The 21,687-nt window shown below is 60.1% G+C and carries 20 protein-coding genes; 16 read left to right on the top strand and 4 right to left on the bottom strand.

The features are described 5' to 3' along the window. Positions 1-448 precede the first annotated feature (448 nt). From FHL16_RS15050 to FHL16_RS15005, 10 genes are all read left to right on the top strand, one after another. A complete protein-coding gene (locus tag FHL16_RS15050) occupies positions 449-1,348 on the top strand; it encodes a LysR family transcriptional regulator (RefSeq protein ID WP_042955538.1) in 900 nt (299 codons plus the stop codon). Between the two features lie 484 nt (positions 1,349-1,832). Further along, on the top strand, positions 1,833-2,042 hold the full coding sequence (locus FHL16_RS15045; RefSeq protein ID WP_020798931.1) for an AlpA family transcriptional regulator: 210 nt from the start codon (positions 1,833-1,835) through the stop codon (positions 2,040-2,042). A 30-nt stretch (positions 2,043-2,072) separates the two neighbouring features. Next, positions 2,073-2,936, top strand: a complete 864-nt coding sequence (locus FHL16_RS15040) for a ParA family protein (RefSeq protein ID WP_020798930.1) — start codon at positions 2,073-2,075, stop codon at positions 2,934-2,936. Further along, entirely contained in the window at positions 2,920-3,135 is a 216-nt protein-coding gene (locus FHL16_RS34460; protein WP_077748606.1) for a hypothetical protein, read from the top strand. Before FHL16_RS15040 ends, FHL16_RS34460 begins: the two co-directional genes overlap by 17 nt. Before the next feature lie 13 nt (positions 3,136-3,148). Further along, on the top strand, positions 3,149-4,816 hold the full coding sequence (locus FHL16_RS15030) for a ParB family protein (RefSeq protein WP_020798929.1): 1,668 nt from the start codon (positions 3,149-3,151) through the stop codon (positions 4,814-4,816). Between the two features lie 20 nt (positions 4,817-4,836). Continuing rightward, positions 4,837-5,397, top strand: a complete 561-nt coding sequence (locus tag FHL16_RS15025; protein ID WP_020798928.1) for a DUF2857 domain-containing protein — start codon at positions 4,837-4,839, stop codon at positions 5,395-5,397. A gap of 3 nt (positions 5,398-5,400) precedes the next feature. After that, complete coding sequence (locus tag FHL16_RS15020; protein WP_020798927.1) at positions 5,401-6,558, top strand: STY4528 family pathogenicity island replication protein; 1,158 nt, start codon at positions 5,401-5,403, stop codon at positions 6,556-6,558. Positions 6,559-6,828: 270 nt separating this feature from the next. Continuing rightward, complete coding sequence (locus tag FHL16_RS15015; protein WP_020798926.1) at positions 6,829-7,617, top strand: PFL_4669 family integrating conjugative element protein; 789 nt, start codon at positions 6,829-6,831, stop codon at positions 7,615-7,617. Beyond that, positions 7,614-8,159 carry a DUF3158 family protein gene (locus FHL16_RS15010; RefSeq protein ID WP_020798925.1) on the top strand — a complete coding sequence of 182 codons (546 nt, stop codon included), beginning with the start codon at positions 7,614-7,616 and terminating at the stop codon, positions 8,157-8,159. Before FHL16_RS15015 ends, FHL16_RS15010 begins: the two co-directional genes overlap by 4 nt. A 74-nt stretch (positions 8,160-8,233) precedes the next feature. Continuing rightward, complete coding sequence (locus FHL16_RS15005) at positions 8,234-8,647, top strand: single-stranded DNA-binding protein (RefSeq protein WP_020798924.1); 414 nt, start codon at positions 8,234-8,236, stop codon at positions 8,645-8,647. A gap of 219 nt (positions 8,648-8,866) precedes the next feature. On the opposite strand, the gene FHL16_RS15000 is transcribed toward FHL16_RS15005, so the two are convergent. Further along, entirely contained in the window at positions 8,867-9,070 is a 204-nt protein-coding gene (locus tag FHL16_RS15000; protein WP_042955536.1) for a DUF7740 domain-containing protein, read from the bottom strand. Between the two features lie 250 nt (positions 9,071-9,320). Here FHL16_RS15000 and FHL16_RS14995 point away from each other — a divergent pair, with 250 nt between their 5' ends. From FHL16_RS14995 to FHL16_RS14970, 6 genes are all read left to right on the top strand, one after another. Continuing rightward, the gene (locus FHL16_RS14995) at positions 9,321-11,339 is read left to right on the top strand and encodes a DNA topoisomerase III (protein ID WP_020798922.1); all 2,019 of its coding nucleotides are present in this window, start codon (positions 9,321-9,323) and stop codon (positions 11,337-11,339) included. 770 nt (positions 11,340-12,109) lie between these two features. Further along, positions 12,110-12,358, top strand: coding sequence for a hypothetical protein (locus FHL16_RS14990; RefSeq protein ID WP_020798921.1), 249 nt, complete (start codon positions 12,110-12,112; stop codon positions 12,356-12,358). Between the two features lie 23 nt (positions 12,359-12,381). Next, positions 12,382-12,774 (top strand): hypothetical protein, encoded by a 393-nt coding sequence (locus tag FHL16_RS14985; protein WP_020798920.1) that lies wholly within the window; start codon positions 12,382-12,384, stop codon positions 12,772-12,774. 89 nt (positions 12,775-12,863) lie between these two features. Beyond that, on the top strand, positions 12,864-13,577 hold the full coding sequence (locus tag FHL16_RS14980; protein WP_020798919.1) for a DUF5983 family protein: 714 nt from the start codon (positions 12,864-12,866) through the stop codon (positions 13,575-13,577). Positions 13,578-13,856: 279 nt separating this feature from the next. Next, the gene (locus FHL16_RS14975; protein ID WP_020798917.1) at positions 13,857-14,654 is read left to right on the top strand and encodes a hypothetical protein; all 798 of its coding nucleotides are present in this window, start codon (positions 13,857-13,859) and stop codon (positions 14,652-14,654) included. 17 nt (positions 14,655-14,671) lie between these two features. Beyond that, positions 14,672-15,031, top strand: a complete 360-nt coding sequence (locus FHL16_RS14970; RefSeq protein WP_020798916.1) for a DUF3085 domain-containing protein — start codon at positions 14,672-14,674, stop codon at positions 15,029-15,031. A 335-nt stretch (positions 15,032-15,366) separates the two neighbouring features. Here FHL16_RS14970 and FHL16_RS14965 read toward each other — a convergent pair whose 3' ends face one another. The 3 genes from FHL16_RS14965 to FHL16_RS14955 are packed head-to-tail and all read right to left on the bottom strand — an operon-like array spanning position 15,367 to position 21,369. After that, positions 15,367-17,607, bottom strand: a complete 2,241-nt coding sequence (locus FHL16_RS14965) for a DEAD/DEAH box helicase (RefSeq protein WP_042955535.1) — start codon at positions 17,605-17,607, stop codon at positions 15,367-15,369. Then, positions 17,582-18,877 carry an ATP-binding protein gene (locus FHL16_RS14960; protein ID WP_020798914.1) on the bottom strand — a complete coding sequence of 432 codons (1,296 nt, stop codon included), beginning with the start codon at positions 18,875-18,877 and terminating at the stop codon, positions 17,582-17,584. The genes FHL16_RS14965 and FHL16_RS14960 overlap by 26 nt, the downstream gene beginning before the upstream one ends. Further along, positions 18,874-21,369, bottom strand: coding sequence for a tellurite resistance TerB family protein (locus FHL16_RS14955; RefSeq protein WP_020798913.1), 2,496 nt, complete (start codon positions 21,367-21,369; stop codon positions 18,874-18,876). The genes FHL16_RS14960 and FHL16_RS14955 overlap by 4 nt, the downstream gene beginning before the upstream one ends. Between the last annotated feature and the right edge of the window lie 318 nt (positions 21,370-21,687).

Here is a 21,687-nt window from a genome sequence, read left to right as displayed (position 1 = left end):
GCGGACGCAATTATGGACTTGTTTGTACGGCCAGGCAACCCCCACGTCAATTTTTCTTCCAAGGTGCGCTGGAGATGACCACCAACATCCAAGTGCCCGCCCCCGGTGGCTTAGGCCCAAGGACGTAAGACGCCGACTGCTGCTTCAGTACTGCCTCCCCAACAGCCCTTTGCTCTCCCCCGTCACACGATCACTCCATGACCAGTAAGTCTGAGATGAGGCGTACTTCTCAATTTTTCCAGATAGCATGGCCCATGTAGAGGGGGGGAATTGACATCGGCAGTAAACTCCGATGTCTGGTTCAGTCGCTATCAGGCAAGGGCCAGAAATCACCAAGAAAATTCGATGAGCGATCTTCAAATGATGGACTCTGCAGCCCGTGCTCGAGACGAAATGACGGCGTTCTGTCCCCATGGAGCAAATTGCAACACAGCAAGGAGGCTGTTTTATGAGGATACGTCACCTACGTTACTTTCTGGTCGTCGCCGAAGAGCTGAGCTTCTCGCGGGCCGCAACCAGAGTCCACATCGAGCCTTCTCCCCTCTCCCGTGCGATTAAGGAGCTGGAGTCTGAGCTGGGGGTCCGCCTGCTCCATCGCACCCAAGGGCGCATTTGCCTGACCTGGGCTGGTGAAGTCTTCCGAGAAGAAGCACGTCGTATGCTTCTACACATGGAGGGCGCACGAACCCGCGTACATGCTGCGGTGCGCGGGTATCGTGGATGGTTGCGCATAGGTCTAACCGATAGCCTTGCCCAGCCTCGACTGACCAGATTATTGGCCCGGTGTCGCGAGGAAGAACCCCTCACCGAAGTCAGGATCGTCGAAATGACGGTCAACGAGATGGTCAAGGCCCTGAATCACGACCAGATCGATGCCGGCTTCACCGTACATACCGAACTCAGCAGCGGGATCGTCAAAGAGGCGGTATGGACAGATCGTCCTGCCATCGCCATCCCCCGGAACCATCCCCTTCTCGCGCTCGACAAGATACCGCTCCACGAAGTTGCCCGACATCCGTTGATTCTCTGCCATCCTGAACGATGCTCGGGCGGGCACGATGTCATTCGCAGTTGGTTCTGCGACCCTGCATTGCCATCATTGAATGTTGCCGAGTATGTGTCAGGCCATGAACCAATGATGATGCTTGTGGCTGCCGGCTACGGCATTGGCGTAGGGCTTGCCTCGCAGATCACCCTGTATAGGCACTCCGATGTGATCATCCGTCCCATCACTGACGATGTACCCAGTACCGCGACCTTCATAACCATGCTCGACAGACCACCATCGGACGAATTGCGTCGGTTCGTCGCTCGTGCCCAGCAAATTGGCAAAGCAACGAACAGCTGATGGACTGCTCTCAAAACGGAAAGTGTGCCCTGTCGTTGGTTGTCAGGACCCTCTTTTTTCGGCAGTTCCCCGACCAGAAATGTCTCCTGACTGCGGAGTACACGTCAGGTCACACTGCGAAACAGGCCAGATGATCGCCGTCATCGCCCCATAGCCAGATGAGAACAGCTCCCACCTCCGTATGACTTTTTTTGTCACCTGGCTGACGAAAAGATTCGAATCTACCAACTCATCAATCACGCAAAAGAGTGCTGCTCCTTTTTGATCTTGAACGCCCTCTGGACGCTGCCAATAGTGAAACGCCTACGGGTCGGCTAGACGCTGTACGCCATCGAATCAGTAGAAATCGGATAAGCCGAATCTCATGGCTCTCCGATGAATCCGGTGGTCAGCACGATCCGATTGTTTGATGCGCCAACGGAGTGACGCTCTTCTACTACGGGTCACGCCTACGAGTGCTACCAAGCGTAAAGGAGTGACCACCATGTCCACTGAGCATATTGCTACTGCGGAGCGCCGTATCCTCCGCCGCGCAGAAGTTGAAGCCAAGACTGGATTCAAGCGCGCACACATCTACAACTTGATGAAAGAAGGTAAGTTCCCCAAGGCCTTACGCTTGGGCGTTCGTGCGGTCGGCTGGGACTCTGCCGAAATCGACAACTGGATCAGCGAACGCCTCAAAGAGCGCGCTTGACACCGCTCCACTACGGAAAAGGAGCGAGCCATGCACGTGATCGCGATCATTTCGACGAAGGGCGGGGTAGGTAAAACCACCGTCGCGGCGAATCTGGGAGGCTTTATCGCTGATGCAGGTCAGCGGGTACTGCTGATCGACCTCGACGTACAACCCACATTGTCGTCCTACTACGAACTCACCCACCGCGCCACCGGCGGCATCTACGAGCTGCTGGCATTCAATGCGCAAACCCTGGCGCAACTGGTATCGCACACAACCATCCAAGGCCTGGATGTGCTGCTGTCCAACGACGAGCACCAGCAACTGGGAACACTGCTGCTGCATGCTGCGGATGGACGCTTGCGCCTGCGTAACCTGCTGCCGCTGTTCCGACCGCACTACGACCTGGTGCTGATCGATACACAGGGCGCACGCAGCGTCATGCTGGAGATGGCCATGCTCGCTGCGGACATGGCCCTCTCCCCGATCACCCCCGAGATTCTGGCTGCCCGGGAACTGCAGCGAGGCACGCTGCAGCTTATCGATGCAATCACCCCATACCGCTACTTGGGTATCCAACCTCCGCCACTGCACTTGCTGCTCAATCGCGTGCAGGCCGTCTCGTCGAACGCCAGGCTGGTTCAGCAGACGCTGCGCCTGATTTTCCGTGAGCATAACGAGGTCCAGATACTGCGCACCGAGGTGCCCGCCATCGAGGCCTTCCCGCGCGCCGCGACGGCAAGCCAACCCGTACATAGGATCGAATACCGACGCCCGACCGGGCGTCAGGCACCGGCGGCCCTGGAGACCATGCGCGCCCTTGCGAGCGAACTTTGCCCGCAATGGCAGGAGCAGTTTGTCGGAGTGACCGGCCGAGCCGGCGGGAGACGTTCACATGTCGAGCGCTCATGAACTCTGCCGCGGCCACAAGCGGCTACTACCGCTGATTGAGTTCGCCCTGAGTGAAGGCTGGGAGGTCAGCCGCACGCCAGGGGGACATATGAAGTTCGTGAAGCCTGGCCTATCGCCGATATTCACCAGCTCGACGGCGAGCGATCACCGGGCAAGCCAAAACGCCTGGGCACGGCTGCGCCGAGCCGAACGGAACTAGCCGGGAGATTGGAATGGCCAATGTCACTCCCCAAGAAATGGCCGGCAAACTGATGGCCGAGGGGTTTTCCCGTTCCGGCCCTGCCGCACAGGCGTTGAGCGATCCGCTCACCGACACCCCGATGGTGGTCACGCTCGACGAGTTGCGCCCCTATGAGCTTGATCCACGCCTGACGCGCAACCCGCTCTACGACGAAATAAAAGCCTCCATCCGGGAGCGCGGCGTCGATGCCCCGCCGCCGATCACCCGGCGTCCGGGTGCCGATCACTACATCATCCGCAACGGCGGCAATACCCGCCTCGCCATCCTGCGCGAGTTATGGTCCGAGACGAAGGCGCAACGTTTCTTCCGTATACCTTGCCTATACCGTCCGTGGCCCGAACGCGGCGAAATCATCGCACTGACCGGGCACCTTGCGGAGAACGAGTTGCACGGCGGCCTGACCTTCGTCGAGCGCGCGCTCGGCGTTGAAAAGGCCCGCGAGCTCTACGAACAAGAAAGTGACAAGCCGCTGTCGCAATCCGAACTCGCCCGCCGCCTCAGCGCTGACGGCTACCCGATCCAGCAGTCCCATATCAGCCGCATGCAAGACACCGTGCGCTACCTGCTGCCCACCATTCCCAACGTGCTGTACAACGGGCTGGGGCGGCATCAAGTCGAGCGGTTGGCGGTATTGCGCAAGGCCGCCGAACTCACCTGGGAAAAATATGCGTGCGGGAAAGCGTTGGCCATCGATTTCGAGACGCTATTCCACGACGTCCTCGCACCGTTCGATGGGCAGCCAGACACCTTTTCCGTCGGGCGGGTCCAAGACGAACTGATCGGCCAAATGTCGGAGCTGCTCGATACCGACTACAACGTGCTGGAGTTGGATGTCGACAGCACCGAGCATCGCCAGCGGGCGGTAAGCAGCCCACCGCTGCTGCCAGTCGAGGCCGCGACCGTCGTCACCACCATCAAAACCGACGGTGCGTCCACTCCCCAGCCGGCTTCGACTCGCAACCATGGCACGGCAGCAGGGGTCGTGGGGGTTGCATCCAACGACACCACCGCCCCGCCTTCACCGGGACCAGGCGCTCCGCCTGGTGAGGGTGGTACCGAAGCGTGCCTGCAGGCTCACATCGTTTCACCTGCCGACAGCACCGAGCGACTGCAGGCCATCCAGCAACTTGTCGCCGAGCACAGCGGCGAGCCCCTACCGGCCTTCGCGGACAATGTGCTGCAGGCGATTCCCGTGCAGGCCGGTGGACTTTTCCCGATCAGCGACGTCTGGTACATCGAGCCGGGATTGGATTCGCCGGATCGTCTGCGCATCCACATTGCGCAGTTCGCGCAAGAAATCGCAGAGGAAGCCGAGCTGGCCGACTGCATCGAAGCGGTCAAAGCCGGTATTGGCTTCACCTGCCTGACAACCCGGCAAGGCACTCAGCCGTTTCTGTTCGGTCACACGGTGCTCGCGTTGCTCCGTGCATTGAGTAGCCACTACGTCGCCGAGCCTTCGCGCCTCGATCAGCGCGATATCCGGCTGGATGACAGCCTGGGTGCACTGCTGCGGGGAACCGATAGAGGGGACGCCCTGCCGCGCCTGAGCGATAACGGGTTGGTCAAGCTGTTCCGTCTGGTCCGGCTGGCACGCCGGCTTTGGGATCTGGAAGCCAATCCAGATGAGACCGACCACTGAAACCGGCCGGAGGGAACCATATGTCGGCACCTCATCCCTTGAACCAAGCGGTCGTCGCCCAAGCCTTGCACGATCTGCGCAACGGCCAACTGCGCCGTTGCCTGTCCATGGGCTTCAGCGAGCGCGAACTGGATGTACTGAAGCAGCCCGCGCTGGTCAGTCTGCTGGCCAATGCCCAGGTGCCGTGGTGCTCTGTGAAGGTGAATACGGACGTCCTCTGGCGCCTGGTCGGCCAGATGAACGACATCGAGCAGGAGATCGCCACGGTCGATCGCATGCTGCGTCTCGGTGCCAGTACCGAAATGGTCAGCAAGTTTTTCGGCCTGACCCATCAGGAAGTAGCCCTGCGCCGCGACATCATAGGGCTGCCCAAACGCCGGGGGCGGCATCCGGTTCTGAATGAAGAACAGGACACGACCCTGTGGAAACGCTGGAAATCCGGCATTACCGAGCGCGGCATCGCGCTGGACGATGACAGCGCGATGCTGGCGCTGACAATGGATCTGGCCGAAGCCCTATCTTTGCCCATGTCCGTGATCTGGGCTGCGATAGGAAGCTGGATCGACCAAGGCCTGGTGTGACCCATGGTCTCGCCGGCAGGCCCCGCCTCCCTTTCAACGCTGCTCGACAACGCCCTGCAGCACCTGGCACCCGCCAAGGACACCGACCCGGCCAGCGATGGCTTCCTCTACAGCGGCAATCGCCATGAAAGCGTACCCCGCGCGCTGTTTCTTGACAGGCGTTTGACGCCGCTGGAACGCAATGCCTGGCAGATCGTCCGGCTCTTGCTCAACGCCGATGGGGTGACGGCGTTCCCCACCTACGATCAGTTGCGCCGCTATCTGGCCTCGACGCCCTGCGCCGAACAGGCTTCGCATGAAACAGTGGCACGTGCGCTGACACTCCTGCGGCTGACGCGCTGGCTCAGCCTTGTGCGCCGTCGGCGCGACCCCAAGACCGGACGCATCAAAGGCAACCTCTACGTCCTCCACGACGAACCGCTCACCCCCTTTGAGGCCATGCAGCTCGACCCTGAATACCTGGGCCTGGTGAGCCATGCGCTCACCCATGCCAGCAAGGCCATTCAGCGCGTGGGTTACTGCGCCATCCGGGAACTCAGCGAAGATCCCATGCTCAGCGGCCGCGCACTGCCGACGCGGCTGCAGGTGCTGGCCCGACGCATGGCCCAGGGTGGCGTGAACCCCCTGGAAAGTTATCCACAGGAGCAGCCCGAACACGAATCCGAAGAAGGCGGCGATGCCCTTCTTCGGAATGGCGAACGGCCCGCTTCGGATTCCGAAGCAGGTGAAAACCCCAGCAAAACCGCCCTTCTTCGGAATCCGAAGCAGGACCGTACTGAAGTACTTAGTAAATCAGTAAGTACAGTACTGCGCGCGCGCGAGCTCCAGGATCTTCGACTGCCCGAGCGTTTTTTGGCGTTGAAGGATGAACAACAGGCCGGTGCCCTGGTGGCTCTGCAGCAGGTGGACGCCGAACTGCGGCAAGCCGTGCTCGACGAATGGGCCGCGCGCTGTCGCAGTAGCGAGGTGCGCAAACCCGCCGGCTATCTGTTCGGCATCATCCAGGCCGCTATCCGCGGCGAATTCAAAGCATGGGCTGGACAGGGGCAGAGCAACGCCGTCGCCATCGAGCTGTCCCCCGCAACCAATCCCCGACCGGCGAACCCCGAGGTCGTCCAGGCACACCTCGCCCATCTGCACGCCCTGCTGAACCAGAAATGACGGCTAGGGAAACGTCCCTGGATCACCCTAGCGCTATCCCCAGGGGATAGTTGCAACAGGCAGCCTTCCCAGCTTGCACAAGCAGGCATCTCCCATCGCGGCGTCAGGCTAACCGGCTGGATCTCCATGGAACTATCCCCTGGGGATAGTTGCAACAGACAGCCTTCCACCATCAACAAACCGGGCAGGCATCGGGTGCGGTTTGTTGACTGACCACCTTCCGTCCGCTGTCCAAGCTGGCGACTCGTTCCTCCACCGCGAGTCGCCGCCATGGCCACCGACAACGCCTTGCAACTGAACCTCGGATCGCTGCGCAGCGCAATGTCGCTGACGCTGCACACCCATCACGCCTCACGCATCTGGCACGGTCGAGCGGCCAGCGACGGGAAACCCGGCATCGTCGGTTTGAACGGTTTCATCGCCATCGCCAACAAGATCAAGCGCGGCTCCGAGCAGGACGACCCTTACTCGGACTGGTGGATGCTGAGGGTCGAGGAAAAGTTGTCGCAGACCAAGGACACGTTGCTGGCCTTGCGTGAACAGGTCGACCAGGCCCTGTCCGACGTGCCACCAGCGCTGTCGCTGGGCGAGAACATGAACGTGCAGCCGGTGAAACTGCCGCTGTTCGTGAACGCGCAGCTCGGCTTCCTCGCGGTGTACTTGCTGGCCGACTACGACGACCTGGCGCGCAAGCTGATCCTGGCCCACCACACGGCGCTGATTGATCGCAGCACGCTCGAACGCTGGCTCAACGAAGGCGCCCACGCGCTGCGCAGCCTGTTCTCGCTTGCGCAGCAATATCGCTTCTCGGGCTGCACCCGGGATGACTTCGCCGCCAAGAATGCCGCAGCCAGGGCCACCATCGAGAAATACGGTGAACTACCCCAGGACGTGTTCGAAGGCACCCGGCGCTCCCGCTACGCACCGCCCATCATCCGTCGCTCGGCGCTGGCAGTGCCTGCAAGCCAAGGGACAGCGGACGCCAGCGACGACGATTTCCAGACTGAAACCAGTGAAAGCGCGGTTGCTGCGGCAGCCGACGAGGGTGAGCCAGCATGACGACCATTCCGGCATCTGGGCCAACTCGCCGCTTTTACCCGCTGGAACAGGCTGACTTCCAGCGCTTGGAACACGCAGCCTCTCTAAAAGGCCTTTTGAAGCCTTTTAAAGGTAAGGGGACGCTTACCGAGTGGGCCAGCCAGTGCCACGCGCTGCGCGACGGCTTGATCGAGCTGGCGCAGCGGCGCGTCCTGGCACAGGCGGACGCCTACCCCTTCCGTCTGCTGCCCGTGCAACTGGCCCAGCAGACCACTGGCGCAGGCACGACCTTCTTGCGCTGGCGCAAACCCGACCGTTCGGCAATGGGCGTGGCGCTGTGGCAAGAACTGATCACCAGTAACGCCACGCCCGACACGCTGGTCGAAGAGCTCTACGCCATGGAGCTGCAGCGCATCGTCCTCAACATGCAGATCAGCCTGCTGCACACGCTGGGCCGCCAGGCCCAGGAATGCGCTAGCAAAGTGGCCCAGGCACACGCCGCCTATCTGCTCCGGTGTGACGGTGCCACCTCTGAACGCGAGTACGGCCCACAAACCAACTGAGCACACCCACCTCCTCCCGCCTGCGCCAACCGCTCTCGGCGCAGGTCATTTCACCCCAACCAAGGAGTTACCCCATGAGCACGTTCTTTATCGGTGAAGGCAACATCGGATCTGCGCCGGAGTTCCACGAGTACCCCAACGGCAACGAAGAACCACGTCGGGTCTTGCGTCTGAACGTGTACTTCGACAATCCCGTTCCTGCCAAGGACGGCAGCTACGAGGATCGCGGCGGCTTCTGGGCACCCGTCGACTTGTGGCATCGGGACGCCAAACACTGGGCCACGCTGTTCCAGAAAGGCATGCGTGTCGTCGTCCAAGGTCGCGAGGAGCGCGACGACTGGAAGGACGACAACGACAACTCACGGACTACCTATCGGATCAATGCCCGTAGCGTGAGCATGCTGCCCTACCGCATCGAGGCTGTATCGCTCAGTGCCAAGCCGGGCAGCTCAGAACCGGAACCTCCGGTCGAACAAGCCGCCCAGTGACCAGCCGCCTCTCGGTGGACCTATACCCTGGGGATAGGTCCACTGGATTCCATTGAGTTCCAGCGCACACAAGATGAAGAAGCGGATACACCAGAAACGAAAACCGTGAGTTCTTTCTGCAGAATCAGTTGCCCCACTCTTCCGGGTAAGACCTGCACCGTTCTTCGAACTCATGAGCAAAGCATTGCAGCCTTGTACAGCCCAGCCGCATGCCTTAGGTCAATTCAGCTCCAAATCCAGATTGGCTGCAATATGAGCGACCAACTCCAACGGTTTCTTGGATTCGGAAATCTGGAACATCAAGTCGCGCTTACTCCGTGGCAGCAACTTGGCGCAGCGTTTTGCCGTGCTACGCACCGCCGCGTCCGTACCATGGATCTTGGCCGCCAGGAGCACAGCCAAGGTGGCATCCGAAATCATCATCACTCAACCACCCATCAGCGGAGCAGGCACTGCATCCAGCTAGTTTTCTCAAGCCCATACAGGCGCGCTCAAAAAGCCAAACGATACTGATAGGACGTTTTCAGCAAAGCAAGACTTTCGGCACGCCCTATCGATAACCGTCCTCCACCCAATACGGCGACTTGGGATTCGGTTTATCACACTCAACCGCGTTTGGATCCTGCGATCTTGCAGCCAGCTCTTCTAGGCCCTGCATCATAAAGGTCATTCCGTGCGCGTATTTCTTTGCGAAAAGCCCTCCCAGGGCAAAGACATCGCTCGTGTGCTGGGTGCCGGCCAACGCGGCAACGGCTGCTACAGCGGAGCCGGCACCGTCGTGACCTGGTGCATTGGTCATCTGATCGAGTCTGCACCACCGGAGGCCTACGGCGAGCAGTACAAGCGCTGGTCCATCGAGCAGCTTCCCATCATTCCCGAGCGCTGGCGCGTCGAGCCGAAGGCCACAACCGCCGCGCAATTCAAGATCGTCAAGCAACTCGTCGGCCAGGCCAGCGAGCTGGTGATCGCAACCGATGCCGATCGCGAAGGCGAGATGATTGCTCGCGAGCTGATCGACCTGTGCGGCTACCGCGGGCCGATTCAACGGCTGTGGCTGTCGGCACTCAACGATGCGTCAATCCGCAAGGCGCTGAGCGCGCTGAAGCCGTCGAACGAGACGCTGCCGCTGTACTACTCAGCGCTCGCTCGTTCCAGGGCGGACTGGCTGATCGGGATGAACCTGAGCCGGTTGTTTACCGTGCTCGGGCGTCAAGCCGGCTACGACGGCGTGCTCTCGGTCGGTCGGGTGCAAACTCCGACGCTGGCACTGGTGGTAGCCCGCGACCGCGCGATCGCCCGCTTCGTTTCGGTACCGTATTGGGGCGTCGAGGTCGCGCTATCGGCGGGCGGGCAATCCTTCCTCGCCAACTGGATCGCACCGGACGGCTGTACCGATGACGCCGGTCGCTGCTTGCAGCAGTTGGTGGCACAGCAAGCAGTCGATCGCATGCGCGCTGCCGGCAGCGCCCAGGTGGTGTCGGTCGAGACGGAGCGGGTGCGCGAAGGCCCGCCGCTGCCATTCGACCTGGGTACACTCCAAGAGGTGTGCTCTCGGCAACTCGGGCTGGACGTGCAGGAGACGCTGGACATCGCACAGTCCTTGTACGAGACGCACAAAGCCACAACATACCCACGTTCTGACTCGGGCTACCTGCCCGAAAGCATGTTCGCCGAGGTGCCGGCCGTGCTCGATGCCGTGCTCGCCACCGATCCCAGCCTGCGCCCATTGCTCGACCAGCTCGACCGTACTCAGCGCTCACGCGCCTGGAACGACAGCAAGGTGTCGGCCCACCACGGCATCATTCCGACCTTGGAACCGGCCAACCTGTCGGCCATGAGCGACAAGGAGCTGGCGGTCTACAAGCTGATCCGCGCGCACTACCTCGCGCAGTTCCTGCCGCATAACGAGTTCGACCGCACGACGGCCCAGTTGCTGTGCGGCGGCCAGAATCTGCAAGCCATCGGCAAACAGGTGATCGTCTCCGGCTGGCACCAGGTGCTGGCCGTACCGGACGCGGACGACGCGGACAGCGAATCGGCACCGCGCAGCCAGGTGTTGCCAGCCTTGCGCGACGGGCTGTCCTGCCAGATCGGCCAGGTCGCTCTGAAGGCACTCAAGACGCTGCCGCCCAAACCCTACACCCAGGGCGATCTTGTCAAGGCCATGAAAGGCGTCGCCAAGCTGGTCACTGATCCCCGACTGAAGCAGAAGCTCAAGGACACTACGGGCATTGGTACCGAGGCGACGCGTGCCAGCATCATCAGCGGCCTGCTTGGCCGCGGCTATCTGCTGAAGAAGGGCCGCGCCATCCGTGCGTCGGATGCCGCATTCACACTCATCGATGCAGTGCCAACGGCCATCACCGATCCCGGTACGACCGCAGTCTGGGAACAGGCCCTGGACATGATCGAGGCCGGCGGCATGACGCTGGACACCTTCGTCGAAAAGCAATCCATCTGGATCACGCAGCTCGTGCAGCAGTATCGCGGCACCAGCCTGTCCATCAAGCTGCCCGAAGGACCGGTCTGCCCGCTGTGCGGTGGTGCCACTCGACAGCGCACGGGTAAGACCGGTGCCTTCTGGTCCTGCCGCAGCTATCCCGATTGCAAGGGCACCCTTCCTGTCCAGAAGGGCCAGCAGGCCGGCGTAAAACCCAGAGCGGCGCGCAAGCCGCGACAGATTTCGACATAGGCCGGATGGCTCATCTCCCCCATCGTATCGACTACGGTTGATGCGCATACCTCGCTCCCGCGGGGAACCCAGCACGCACATCCTTCTGCAACGTGTGCCCGTCGCCGGCGTTTCGCCGGCCAGACGAGAAGGCGGATTCATCCGCAGTCCGTACCTCACGGACACTCTGATCTGTGTGGTTTCCGCAGCCCCGAAGGGTCCCCTGGCGCCTTGTCTCGATGACAGGACGAGCCGCCAGGAGATCCTTCGGGTCGAACGGTATTCAGTGCCGGCACCCACCGGCGAAACAACGGGTTCCTTTTGTACGCAGATGCGTGCCAAAGGATTTCGGCCCCAGCCACGACAAGGGTCGAGTGCAATCGCTGCGACAGCGGACGGCTTTGACGACGGCCAATCCCTGAATCAGCTCACAGGTGGTTTCTTCCTCGACAGCCGAAGGCCCAGGCCTTCGGCGCCTTTCTCCTGCCTGCCCGAAATCGCCGGCTCGACGAATCCTCGTCGAGCCCATAAACGAATGCACCCTCTGACCTTCCCCTCCCGCAATCGGGAGGTCGCCGGTTTCCCATTTCCCGCTGACTCACTCCCCTACGCAACTCGATGCTGCTCCGCATGTGTCGTCGGCCTCGGTCGGCACCATGCCAGCAGCACGGATCCTTGGCTGCACCGCGGAATCCCCCGCGCTGATCCGACCAGTCCGCTTCGCACCACCGTGCGGACGAGCGCCAGCAAGGCGTCGGTGCCTTGTTCCATTCCAGCCAGGAGGCTCTTCCATGTCCCATGCACCTTCCGCGTCGCCCAGCGCCACCCAGGCCCGAGCCGAATCCGTCGGTTATCTGGCCCTGACCTATGTAGGGAAACGCCTGCCCCTGCAGGTACGCCACAGCGCCGCCGGCTACTTCATCGGCACCACCGACGAAAACGGACCGGTCTCGCGCGAGTCCTTCGATTACTTCCGCTCGTATCAGGCTGCCGACCAGGCCCTGGCCACTGGGTGCTGGCAACAGCGCCTCCACCCCTGAATCCAATTCATCGGGAGAACGCCATGAACCAGTCTTTCCCCCAAGACGTACTTGATCAGATCGCGCGGGAGATCCTGCACTTCGACAATGCGCCTGCAGCCTTTTTGGAAGCCTGGAAACGAGGCATCCAAATCGCCGGCGTCGAATGGTTCGGCGATGGCACCCACGCAGGGCTGCAGCAAGCCAGGAGCAAGTGGGAGCTGCGGCCGAATTTGCCGAGAGTCAACGACGCCCTGGGTGTTCTGAGCAGCGGCCAGCGGATGTTTCTGTCCGCCATGGTCAGCTTTTACAACGCCGCTGAAGGCGGCGCGCTGCTCAAACGCTGCCAGTTCGAGGGGCTTGCCGATCTCGGCGGTCTCGATCTCGAGCGCCGCAAGGTCATCGCCGACCTGCTGCTCCACTACCACGGCTGGTAAGCCTGCTCTAAACCGCCATTTTTCTCACACCCCACGAGGGACATGCGTCCCTTGGGGCCATGTCCCTCTTTTTCGACAGGAGCGACAACATGTCCCCTCATCCCAACCCCTTCCTCCGCGACTACCAGAATCTGCACATCAGCCGCAGCCTGTTCATCACCTACGAAGACGACTGCCCTCCGGCCTGGCGTCCGCTGCACCCTAGCCAGGCGCACCTGTCCGACGATCAGGTCGCGCATTTCCCCTGCTTCTTCAACGACGACTTCGCGTTGATCACCGAGGGCCAGGAAATCCCTGATGAGCTGGAGGCTCAGTGCCAGAGCGAGGGTGTGGTCCGAACCGTAGTCTATGCCGTCAACGGCGACGACTTCGGCCAACCTGTCCATGTCGGTGATACCTACGCCGAAGACGCCGCGCGTGAAGTCGTGCGGCGGCTTCGCTTCGAGACCGGCCACTACAGTCGCTGCTGGGAGATCAGCACCGCACATATCACGGAGGATGCGAATCGCTACCTGGAAGAACTGGCGGACATCGCCACACCAACCGGGTTCCTGTTTGTCGCCTTTCGCATTCCGTACAGTCCCGCAATTGGCGTGAAGCTGATCGCCACGCCCTGGACCGACACCAATCTGGAATACGTCGAAGGCATCTCCACCGAGCAGCTGCGGCAGGAACACTTGAGCAAGTGCATGCCGGAATCCCTCGTCGAGGTTCTTCACCTGGCCGCACTGGCTGATGTGCGAATGCTGGTGTTCGATGCCGATGCATCGAATCTGGATGGACTGAAGCTCTACGACGAATAGCCCTTTCGAGCCCCACCCGGGGCTCTTCTTATTTGTGGAACCCGGTAGTGGCGCGTTACCGATTTCCGGACGACTGCCACCGAAGCGTACCCCACGCTGGCCTCATGTTCGCTGGCGTAGCCGGCAGCATGCCCAGGCAGTCGAGACCTTCGAGACTGCGGTGCGGTTCATCGCACTGGTTGCTCTGTTGCTCCAGCGCATGTCGTGCCATCCACCCAACCCACAGGGGACATCCTCCCTTGCGGGCGGGAGTCCCTTGTTTTCATCAAGGAGTCTCCAATGGATACCCAAGCCATCCGCGCAAAAATGCCCGTTCTGGTTGCCGGTCATGTTCCGCGCAATGTCCGCTCGTTCAAGTTCAATATCTTCGACGGCCAACCCAAGGTCTCGACGTTGGGCTTCCACATCGATCCCCGACCGTTCGAGGGCAAGGTGATCGCCGCCACCGGTGAGGCCATCATCGTCAAAACCGGCCGTGCCGAATTCGCTGTGCTCGATCGCGCACTGCTGACCGAAGTGCCTGACGAGGGAACCAAGGTACAGGTCCAGCCGTATGCCCGACGCCGTTTCGACGGTCTGCGCGCGGACACGCCGGAAGAACGCACCGAGTACACCGCAGACGGAACGCCCTATACGGTGCAAACGCACATCATCGGTTCAGCACCGGCCAAGCTGCCGATCCCGCAACCACGCTGCCCGGAGTTGCAGGAGCTCATCAATCAGCTTGAACAGTTGGCTGCTCCGGACGGCTTCCGCCGCGTGACCCACTTGCTGGTGGATGCCGGCGCACGGGACTTCTCCTTCGTCGACCCGCTGCCCGACGACATCATCAAGACGCCTCCGGCAATCAGCTTCACCGTTGCAACAGCGAAGTTCCAGGGGCAGGTCACCGTGCTGTACGAACGTGCCGATGATCTCTATGCGATCGAGCTGAAACGCGACGGGGAACTCGTCGAACGTGTCGATCAAGTGTTCTTCGACTCGCTCGGCGAAACGCTGGAGCGACTTATCGACGACGGTAGTTGGCGGCGCATCCACGTGCAGTGCCTGTCTGGACCCAAACCTGTCCGTCACTGAGCAGCAGGAGATCAACCATGTCCCTTCGATTCAAAGGCGCAGAACTGCGTCCCGTGCTTGCCGAAGCGGTTGCCAACCAGTGCCGCGTGGTCCTGGCCAAAGACCAGGGCGTGTACTTCCTTGCCGAACGCCGTCCTGAGGACGGGTGCCAGAAGCTGCTCGTCTACGCCGTCGGCTGCAACCCTGACGTCGACCCATTCGACGACTGGTGGGAGCTGGCCAGTGCCGAGCTCGGCGGCGATGACTTCGGTGAGTTCTTCGACGCGCAGGCCAGCGTGTTCGCACACATCCTGAACAGCGAGGACGACCTGGAGCTGTCCGCTACCGCCACACACCTGTCCCTCAAGCCAGTACCGCCGACGTCAGGCGGCAACTGATCCTCTCCACCACAGCCCCCGCTCGCGGGGGCTTCTTCTGTTTGCACCGCCCCCTCGTTCGCGTACACACCGTATCCAGACCGCACTGGTCTTCCTCGCCGACTGACGCCGGCCTGACCCAGGAGACGCCTGCATCCGCGACCCGCTCAAGGTCGACCACCTCACCTGCATCAGCTCAGTGGCGGCCGCACCAATACCTGCATGCGCTGACGCTGCTGCAGGCCAGCAACGGATTACCCCGGACACCATGGTCTGTTTTCGGTCAGCGGCAACAGGCAAGAAAGTAAAGACCACCTTACGCTTGGCACGACTGCGCCGAACGCTGGCAGGGGGAATCACGAGAGAGAAGCAGTATCCTCCAAGCCACTCAGGTGAGCTGCGGTCTGCTGTGCTTTTTCCAGATCGAGATACATCGTTGCGAACGACTCCATAAGCAGCTCGGGAGGCAGCGCCCAATCCCACTTTTCCCTGATCATATTTTGCACGTCCCGGAGGACCGTACTCGCCTTAACCTCCTTTAAAGCCGCAACCTCTCGAAGCTTGCTCTCAAGCAACGCCCCTCCCCCCTGCACTTCGATGACCAGTCCTGAGCTCTCATTGGGCAAGCCGACATATTCGAGAAGAATGGCCAAGGCATCATTGGTCCAATCTCCCTGCCAGGTGAAAAGGTAGGTTCTGCCTCCACTCTCAATAAAGTTGTTCTGATGGCCCAGCCCAAGATCAGCAAAGTTTTTCCGGGCCTCCGCCAGCAGCCGTTGTGCCACTAGATCGAGGTAGGGATAAGCCTCCGTTTCCTGCAGTACGGTTTTCATCTCTTGCCGAACATTGTCGTGAACTCGAGCAGCCAAACCGTCGAAAGCCGGGGGGGCTCCTCCCGGGGAGGGCTTGACGGCGATCACTTTGCCTTCCGTATCAACATCAATCACCTGCCAGCGACGCCCGGCGAAGATGATGCGCTGCTCAGCACTCAGAGGTCGTGAGACAGGCAGAGCGCCAAGAGGTCTTCCATCGCAAACAACTCGGAACTCTTCATTGCTGGTGAATGCACTGTAGAAGTCGTAGTGATTGATCAGCCGCTCACCCAACTCACCAGGCAGCAAGAGCCCGGCCTGCTCCTGAACGATCAGATCTCGTTCACCCAAAGCACGCAGGAGGTTCAGAAAGCTGTCCCGCTCGACAGCCAAGAAAGGGCCATTGCGTACTAGCGTTCCCCATAACTCTGCCGCAGTGGCACCACCTCGTTGCGCAATCACCGAGAGGCATTGTTGCACCAGGGTCGACAAATGCAGGCCCTGTGGTCTTGGCGGTTCAAACCATCCCCTCATCAGTAGCCGGATCATCGCGATGCTTTGTACCAATCCTTGGCGCAAGCGATCTGACATTGGAGAATCATCCGTCAATCGACGCTCCTTGCAGTATCCACGCAGGATGGCTGCCTCTCCTGGGCGACGTCCAGAGCGTCCAAGACGTTGGCGCAAACTGGCAACTGAAGGCGGCGGACCTATCTGCACAACGGTTCTGATGCTGCCAATGTCGATGCCCAGCTCCAGCGTGGTGGTACAGATCGCAGTCGCCGGTCGGTCTCCCGTCTTGAGGGCCCGCTCGGTATCTTCCCTGATATCTTTCGACAGGCTGCCATGATGTGGCCAGAACTCATTAGGTACACCATCTTGCTCGCAGCGACGCCGTAGCTGATCAGCAAACCATTCGACCTGAGTCCTGCTGTTAGGGAACACCAAGTTGTTGCTTCCCCGCAGCACCTGGAAGAGGTGCTCGGCAATTGTGTGATCTGAATCCGATTCGTCTTCTGGGCTCTCCTCCTTTTCGGGCTGTTGGGGTGTGTCTTTCTCTGGCTCCTGAATGCCTCTGATCTGAATTTTCAGAATTTGTCCCGAACCTTTCGATTCGATCACCGTCACCTTGCTCGGGGCAGCTGGGCGCAAGAAGGTAGCAGCCAGCATCATGTCGCCCAATGTGGCTGACAAACCTATCCTCGGGAGAGGACGTCCGATCACCTGCTCCACCCGATGCATCAAAGACTGAAGTTGCTTGCCTCGCTCACTGCCGATAAAGGCATGCAGCTCATCGATCACGAGGTAGCGCAGGTTCGCGAAAATTCCGGGCAGGCTCGTCCCCCGGTTCACGAACAGTGCTTCAAGAGACTCCGGGGTGATCAACAGCACGCCTTCAGGGGATTTGAGAAAGCGGTGCTTGCGGCTCGACGAGATATCGCCGTGCCAGGCAATGACGGGAATCTCGAGTTCGTCGCATAGCGTGCTCAATCGCTCCCATTGGTCATTAATCAGTGCCTTGAGCGGACTGATGTAAAGCACTGAGCCTGGCGGTTCCTGCTGCTTCAGCAGGTTCGTCAGAATGGGTAGGAATGCGGCCTCGGTTTTACCGGCCGCCGTCGCCGCGGCGATGATGACGTCCTGATCCGCACCGAGTAGTGCGGGGATGGCCCGCTCCTGGGCATCACGTAGTGAGGTCCAGCCTTCCATCCAGATCCAGCGCTGAATTCGGGAGTCAAGAAGGCTCAAGCCCTCCGACTCAGAGCTGGAAGGTTGCAAGTTCATCGTCGGCATTTACTTGAGTATCGGCCTCGCCGCCTCTATCCGGGCTCAGCTCCACAGCCCCCAACAAATGTCTCCAGTCCGCGCCCGGGTTCTGCTCCAGCACGGCCAGCAAGTTGATGAATGCAGTGATAGTGGTGCGGGGTGTACGGAAATAGGCATCCCCCAACCGTTGGTTGCAATGCGCCATGAACAAAGGCAGCGCCTCGTCAGGCAGGAGGTAGCGTGCGCTGTCGCCCGAGGCGTAGACATGGCGCAGCTTCTGGAGAAGTACATAGAAGTCTTCGGGTGTCAGGCTCGCCAGGCGGATGACCGGTCCTGACAGGTCCACCAACCCAGACTTGGCGAAACTGTTTTCGGCCAGACGCGACTGCAAAGCCGGATAGCTGTACAAGCCGCGGCGGGTATCCATCAGGAATTCGGGGGTGCCTCCGAGCACGAATCCAAGGCCTTCGGCAGAACCCTGCAAGGAGTCGTTGAGGATGCGCAGGATCTGTTCGTAGTTGGCGTTACGTGCCTGGGTATTAGCTAGCTTATAGAGATTGACCAGCTCATCCAGGCAAACCATCAACCCCTCAAAGCCTGCCAAGCGGACAAACCGAGCCAGGAGTTTGAGCTGATCATAGACGGAAGCATCGTCGATGATTGTGCGTACACCCAAGGCAGCGCGCGCGTCGGTTCTTGTGGTGAACTCACCTCGCAGCCAGCGGATGGCATCGGCCTTGAGCTGTTCGTTGCCCTCCTCGAAGCCCTTGCAATAGGCCGCGATCACATCAGCGAAATCATAGCCGTTGACCATCTCGGTCAATTGGCCCAGTTGTTCGCGTATCACAGTCTCGCTGTCCTTACCGGACGCCTTGGCCTCGCTCTTGGCTTGGGATATGAACCTTTCGACAATGCCCTGCAAGGCTCCGCCATCAGGCTTGGTACGCGTGGACATGTTTTTCGCCAACTCGGCATAAAGCGAGCGAGCCTGGCCACCGGAGGCATGGAGCCGGCGATCGGGATTCAGATCCGCATGCATGGTCACGAGCTTGCGCTCCATCGCAATGGCGCGCACAAGATTCAGGAAAAAGGTCTTTCCCGCGCCGTACTCACCAATTACGACTCGAAACGCTGAACCGCTCTCGGTCAAGCGCTCGACATCACGAATGAGCGCTTCCAGCTCACCAACCCTACCCACCTGGATCAGGTGTTGACCTGCTCGAGGAACGACTCCCGCACGAAGGGACTGAATAACCGCATCGCGATCTTTAGCTCTGATGCTGCTCATAACGGTAGTTTTCCCATGATGTCAGGATTGATCTCGAGGGGATCTTCACCTTCGGTAATAGGCATATCGAAATGCTCGAAGGCCATGTCGTTAATGTGCTCAAGCGCGCCATCGAGCATGAGATCCATATCGCTGGCCACCGCTTCCAACTCCTCTCGTGACCATTCCATCCGAGAGACAAGCAAGCGAAGGAAGGCCGAGTGATCAGCATCCAGCCCACAGATGCTACTGGTGTCATCCGAAGCGCCACTGTTATCGGGCTCCTCAGGCTCGACGATTTGCTCATCTACGAAAACTTGGGCCAGCAACGCCGACACCTGCTCGGTTTCACGTTGTAGTTGGGCAATCCGCTCATGATCCAGCGTGAAGCCAGTCATCGACGCTGACGATGCGGAGGAAGGTGATATCGACGCAACCGTAGGAGCAGTGCTCGTCGACGCGGCACTAGCTGCCACATGGAGGTCTCCGTATAGGAGCTGAGAGTCCAGTTGAAGAACCTTGTAGACACGCTCAAGCAACTTTACTTCCGCAGGGCTCACCTCCCCATCCGCTTGAGCTAGGTGGGCAAGGAACGCCGCCACAGTTCGCTTCGCCGAAGTGGTCAGCGGTTCCAGCTTTTTCTTCAGGCTTTGCAAGGTCGGCGGCTGGTTGAGTTTTAGACGGAGGTGGGCCTTCAGGCGCTTGCGATGCGCCCCACTCAAGTGGCTCCAGGAATCGACGTGACGGGACAGCAGCATGATCTCTTCTGGAGATGTGTCGCCATCCGCCGCAGCAACGGCACAGGCTAGATCCAAGGTGACTGAGGCGGCATTGTAAGCGGGAGAAGCTCGTAGATCCCCGTCTTCTATCTGGGTGGCAAACAGCGCTACGGTATCTTCCGCCTTAGGTGTTTTGCTGCCGGCTAATACATCCGGTTCAATGCCGATATGCAATGACTCCAACGCGCGCGCCAGCGCGATCACCTTGTCCCGCGAAAGAGCTCCGGCACTTTTCAGTCGCCCCGCCAGTTCGCCGAAACTCATGACCACCATGCCGTCGCCTATGCGCTGCTTCAGCGCATCCAACTCGGCACGCGCAGCCGCCGGCCACAGCATGATGGGAAGCTGCAGCAAGCCTTCCAAAGCATCGGGGGTATCGGGATTACGACCTAGGTATCGGCTGTAGGGCTCCAGCTCCGTCGTGCATTCGTCGACTATCTGCTGAAGTTTTTTACGGGGTGTTGAAGTTGCTGTTACGTCGGGGATATCACCGAACCCCTCGAGCGTTTGAGCCGGCAAGGCAGCCGACGCTGTGTTGTACTGCAACTTCAACCTGGTCTTGTTCAGCGGCAGAACCATGCCGTCGCCATGAAGCTGCTCATACTTGATCTTGAACAACGCGGCGAAGGCGTCCTGGCAACGGCTCACAGGCGTCCGTTTGCCAATACTGTGATCCGCCAGCGCCCAGGACAAGGCCCATGTGGCAGGCACACGCTGCTTGTCGGTAGCTAGTTGCCCCAGACCAATACGCAATTCCATGGGCATTTCATAACCGTAGGCCTGGTTGTCCGGAGGCGGTGCCAAATAACGTTTCGGTGGGGTCTCACCCATGCGCAGAAACGCGAGAAACCGGCCAGCGTAGTTGCTGAATGAACCGCTCCCCCCATAGATGACAAGAAGGCGCTCGACTTCCGACACGATGCCGGGGATTTCGGAAGCGACATTGGGATCGTTCTTCGCATCAACGAATACACGCCGCTCAAGGCCGTAGAAGAACAGGAATACGTAGCCGATATTGGTATGAGGTGCTTTCCGCCCACTGGACAGCCATTGCAAGTAGGCGCGACGCGCCTCGGCGGAAATCGAGTCGTAACTGGACCAGTAGCCAGTCAGCCGCTCGGCGATGTCGATAACACCACGCGCAATCTTGAGTTTGGGGTTGATCAAAGATGGCTCGGGTGCAGCATAACGATCAGCTCGCCCAGTACCGACATAGATCATGCCGCCTGGAATCTTTTCTCCGGCTACCTCAACGAATTCACCAGCCGGAATCCAGCGGACATTTTCATCCATCAGTGTCGCCGGCGCACTCGGCAGGCGATATGAGGATGGCTTCGAGACCTCGAGGGTAACCGTGAAAAATTCTGTGTCCGCTAGCCGCCTGACTTTCTCCTCCGCAGCAGGTGCCAGTTCCTGGGGGCTGCCTGTATAGGCCTGATCTTGGATTTCGACCTCGTCCAGAGAGAACACTAGGCCACGATTTGGATCAGCCTCTAACGCTCTCGGCCGATTTCTTGAAGATGGAGGGCGGTGCTGTTGATGCGCCACAGGGGGAGGGGTTTTGGGTGCGTTGCTGTTGGCCTTTACGGTCAGCCAAACACCGAAGCCGATAATCCCGATTCCAGCAAGAGCAATCCAGGCTTCTTTAGGGATAGAGGCAATCGCTCCCAGGAACAGGACTCCGAGGATAGCCACCCCGGAAATTTCAGATTTGTTTCTTCGCTTCCTTGCCATCAGATCTGATCGCCTCTCTAAATCAATACTGGCCCATTGTCAGTATCGGTAATTTAAGCCCAACAGCCAATCTTTTTGATCCCGGGGATGCTGCCTCGTGAAACACTTTTGCTTGCGTCTCCAGCTCGCTTTTGGTGGCGAATCGTTCGGAGTCTGCTATTGCGGCGACTGACGAATAAGGTCACCGGCAGTAGCCGATTCCCCCTGGCCGGGGACATCGCACAGCGCCAGGCTCACCTCATGTTCCGCTGACGTCGTCAGCGACATGCCAGGCAGCTTCGGTCTTCAAGGCTGCCCACGGTTCCCCCGTGTGACCGA

The sequence above is a fragment of the Pseudomonas sp. FSL W5-0299 genome, assembly GCF_005930655.1.
Taxonomy (GTDB): domain Bacteria; phylum Pseudomonadota; class Gammaproteobacteria; order Pseudomonadales; family Pseudomonadaceae; genus Aquipseudomonas; species Aquipseudomonas mandelii.
This window is presented reverse-complemented; position numbering and strand designations above follow the sequence as displayed.

What these genes read in the sequence shown, in the direction of transcription:
- FHL16_RS15050 (WP_042955538.1), top strand. Translation starts at nt 449, where the DNA reads ATGAGGATACGTCACCTACGTTACTTTCTGGTCGTCGCCGAAGAGCTG.
- FHL16_RS15045 (WP_020798931.1), top strand. Translation starts at nt 1,833, where the DNA reads ATGTCCACTGAGCATATTGCTACTGCGGAGCGCCGTATCCTCCGCCGC.
- FHL16_RS15040 (WP_020798930.1), top strand. Translation starts at nt 2,073, where the DNA reads ATGCACGTGATCGCGATCATTTCGACGAAGGGCGGGGTAGGTAAAACC.
- FHL16_RS34460 (WP_077748606.1), top strand. Translation starts at nt 2,920, where the DNA reads ATGTCGAGCGCTCATGAACTCTGCCGCGGCCACAAGCGGCTACTACCG.
- FHL16_RS15030 (WP_020798929.1), top strand. Translation starts at nt 3,149, where the DNA reads ATGGCCAATGTCACTCCCCAAGAAATGGCCGGCAAACTGATGGCCGAG.
- FHL16_RS15025 (WP_020798928.1), top strand. Translation starts at nt 4,837, where the DNA reads ATGTCGGCACCTCATCCCTTGAACCAAGCGGTCGTCGCCCAAGCCTTG.
- FHL16_RS15020 (WP_020798927.1), top strand. Translation starts at nt 5,401, where the DNA reads ATGGTCTCGCCGGCAGGCCCCGCCTCCCTTTCAACGCTGCTCGACAAC.
- FHL16_RS15015 (WP_020798926.1), top strand. Translation starts at nt 6,829, where the DNA reads ATGGCCACCGACAACGCCTTGCAACTGAACCTCGGATCGCTGCGCAGC.
- FHL16_RS15010 (WP_020798925.1), top strand. Translation starts at nt 7,614, where the DNA reads ATGACGACCATTCCGGCATCTGGGCCAACTCGCCGCTTTTACCCGCTG.
- FHL16_RS15005 (WP_020798924.1), top strand. Translation starts at nt 8,234, where the DNA reads ATGAGCACGTTCTTTATCGGTGAAGGCAACATCGGATCTGCGCCGGAG.
- FHL16_RS15000 (WP_042955536.1), bottom strand. Translation starts at nt 9,070, where the DNA reads ATGATGATTTCGGATGCCACCTTGGCTGTGCTCCTGGCGGCCAAGATC.
- FHL16_RS14990 (WP_020798921.1), top strand. Translation starts at nt 12,110, where the DNA reads ATGTCCCATGCACCTTCCGCGTCGCCCAGCGCCACCCAGGCCCGAGCC.
- FHL16_RS14985 (WP_020798920.1), top strand. Translation starts at nt 12,382, where the DNA reads ATGAACCAGTCTTTCCCCCAAGACGTACTTGATCAGATCGCGCGGGAG.
- FHL16_RS14980 (WP_020798919.1), top strand. Translation starts at nt 12,864, where the DNA reads ATGTCCCCTCATCCCAACCCCTTCCTCCGCGACTACCAGAATCTGCAC.
- FHL16_RS14975 (WP_020798917.1), top strand. Translation starts at nt 13,857, where the DNA reads ATGGATACCCAAGCCATCCGCGCAAAAATGCCCGTTCTGGTTGCCGGT.
- FHL16_RS14970 (WP_020798916.1), top strand. Translation starts at nt 14,672, where the DNA reads ATGTCCCTTCGATTCAAAGGCGCAGAACTGCGTCCCGTGCTTGCCGAA.
- FHL16_RS14965 (WP_042955535.1), bottom strand. Translation starts at nt 17,607, where the DNA reads ATGAACTTGCAACCTTCCAGCTCTGAGTCGGAGGGCTTGAGCCTTCTT.
- FHL16_RS14960 (WP_020798914.1), bottom strand. Translation starts at nt 18,877, where the DNA reads ATGAGCAGCATCAGAGCTAAAGATCGCGATGCGGTTATTCAGTCCCTT.
- FHL16_RS14955 (WP_020798913.1), bottom strand. Translation starts at nt 21,369, where the DNA reads ATGGCAAGGAAGCGAAGAAACAAATCTGAAATTTCCGGGGTGGCTATC.